Here is a 2,449-nt window from a genome sequence, read left to right as displayed (position 1 = left end):
CATAGCAGCAAGCAGTAAGACACAAAAGGTTGGTTCTATGGACTTAAACTACATCTAATAATTAATAGAGCCGGTGGTATAGTTAAAGCATCTTTTAGCCCTGGCAATAAGGATGATAGAAAACAGCTGGAACTGATATCAAAAATCTTTTTGGTAAAGTATTCGGAGATCGTGGTTATATTTCGCAACAATTATTTCTACAACTTTTAGAGCAAGGAATTTTTATGGTAACTAGGGTAAAGAAAAATATGAAAAATAAACTTATGTCTATGTTGGATAAAATATTATTGCTTAAAAAAGCATTAATAGAATCTGTGTTTAGTAAAATTAAACTATTGGGGAAGTTTGAGCATTCAAGGCATAGATCAGTTACAAATGCCTTTGTGCATATGGTTGCAGCACTGATAAATTATCAAATGTCTGATAATAAACCTTCTATTACATCTCTCTTGATATGCTAAATCCTATGCTATATTAATTCGAAACTCGCGTTATAGAAATAAATAAAGCATTAGAATTAGACCCAAATAATCTTGATGCTCAAACTATTAAAAAATTACTACAAAAGAAATTGCATAAAAAATGATTTAGGTAATAAATAATTTTTTATGCACTTACGTATAAATCAATTATTATAAATACCAGCACTAAATATTCTCCTTAAGCTAAATGAAAAGTTTTTTGAGAAAGCTGGTATTTTCGTTTAATCCAACATGAAAAGATTCGTGCTATTGTTTTAAGGCATGAATTTTTAACATACCGATAACGGTCGAGTAGATAGTGGGATTATAAGTCTTCAACCAAGCCGTCAATAATTTCCGGTTTACCGATACGAACTTGTTTGCTCAAAAATTTTATTTGCCAGTTCTTTAACACCTCTAAGTATTGACCCGCCACCGGTAATGATAGTTCGAGACGCTAGCGGTTGTCCCTTTGTTGCTTTATCATATTCACGTGAGTTTCGTATTAATAGAGGAACTGAATAGCTGATAGTAACTGGGTTACGAGGATATTAGTAATATTGTTTTTGTTATAAAATGTACTTAAAACTGCATAAATTTTTAGTAAATTGTCTTTTTTGACTATAACTATTAAATTGTAAAACTTGTCACACCTCTTACAAACCTTGAAAGGATAAGGATTATAGCATATTCATTAACCATAATTTAGGCATCTTAATACGAAACTCGCGTATATTCAGCTTTTACCATTGATAATATCTCTTCGACTCTTGGTCCGATTATTTCAGTAAGCTTAATAAATAGTAATTGCTGCATTAAGATTACAAAGACTGTCAATTTACAAATCTTCTAAATTAATAATAGAATCTTTATCAAACGAAGATAATATTGCATTACCGTAGAGAACCTTTAATTTTTCGGGTCTGTCAGATTTTTTGTGTAAGTACGATTTCTCCATTTGCCCAATTTTGTAAATTAGTATCACAAAGTATAGCAAATTGATTTAAAGCCATGGCCCAATTCTTAATAGGCATTGTCCATTTTTTAGAAGCATTTGTCAATGCTAAAAAGATTATTTTCTGAATCGATTTATCATCTGGAAATACCCCCTTATTTTTTATAATTTTATGAATTTGACGGTTAGTTGATTCAATAGCATTAGTAGTGTAAATCGCCTTTCTAATGTCTTCCGGAAAGCTAAAGAACGGAGCTATTCCAGACCAATTTCTCTGCCATATATCAAAAATAACTGGATATTTTTCATCCCATTTTTTAGCAAAATTTTGTAATTCTCTTAATCCCTCTGCTTCATTTATTGCAGAATAAACTGCCTTTAAATCAGCTGTTACCAATTTTAAATCTTTATATGATACGTATTTTACAGAGTTTCTTACCATATGAACAATACACAGTTGTACTGTGGTTTTTGGGAAAATGCTATTTATTGCTTCTGGAAAACCTTTAAGACCATCAACACACGCAACATATATTTGTTCTACACCACGATTCTTCAGTTCTGTTACTACTTGCATCCAAAATTTAGATCCTTCATTCTTGCCTATCCAAATACCTAATAGTTCCTTCTTGCCTTCTATATTCACGCCAATAGCTAGATAAACTGCTTTATTTATTATTATATGATTGTCTCTTGCCTTAACATGAATACAATCTACATTATAGGATATACACTATCAAGTGCTCTATTCTGCCACGCAGTAACTTCCTCTAAAATGCCATCAGTTACCTTTGATATTAACTCAGATGATACTTTGGTGGCATATAGTTCTTCTAAGTGCCCTTGTATTTCTCGAATAGTCATTCCCCTAGCATATAAAGATATTACTTTATCATCAAATCCTTCAAATCTCCTTACTCCTTTTGGAATTAGTTGAGGTTCAAATTCTCCTTCCCGATCCCTTGGCACTTCTACTATCAATTTACGACCCTCGGAATCTATTAGAGTCTTTTCATAATTGCCATTACGTCTA

The 2,449-nt window shown here is 31.6% G+C and carries 2 protein-coding genes and 2 pseudogenes; 1 reads left to right on the top strand and 3 read right to left on the bottom strand.

The genetic code is table 11. The annotated features are described in order from the left end of the window. Positions 1-57 precede the first annotated feature (57 nt). Positions 58-461, top strand: a pseudogene (locus REIS_RS09050) (transposase). 270 nt (positions 462-731) lie between these two features. Here the strand turns inward: REIS_RS09050 and REIS_RS16085 are convergent. The 3 genes and pseudogenes from REIS_RS16085 to REIS_RS11455 form a co-directional block, all read right to left on the bottom strand. After that, positions 732-952, bottom strand: a pseudogene (locus REIS_RS16085) (cell division protein FtsA); the annotation flags it as partial. Positions 953-1,387: 435 nt separating this feature from the next. Beyond that, complete coding sequence (locus REIS_RS11460) at positions 1,388-2,092, bottom strand: IS256 family transposase (RefSeq protein ID WP_241760966.1); 705 nt, start codon at positions 2,090-2,092, stop codon at positions 1,388-1,390. Between the two features lie 38 nt (positions 2,093-2,130). After that, the coding region (locus tag REIS_RS11455) for an IS256 family transposase (RefSeq protein ID WP_008581247.1) at positions 2,131-2,449 on the bottom strand (319 nt) is incomplete at its 5' end.

The organism is Rickettsia endosymbiont of Ixodes scapularis, from assembly GCF_000160735.1.
Lineage (GTDB): Bacteria > Pseudomonadota > Alphaproteobacteria > Rickettsiales > Rickettsiaceae > Rickettsia > Rickettsia tamurae.
This window is presented reverse-complemented; position numbering and strand designations above follow the sequence as displayed.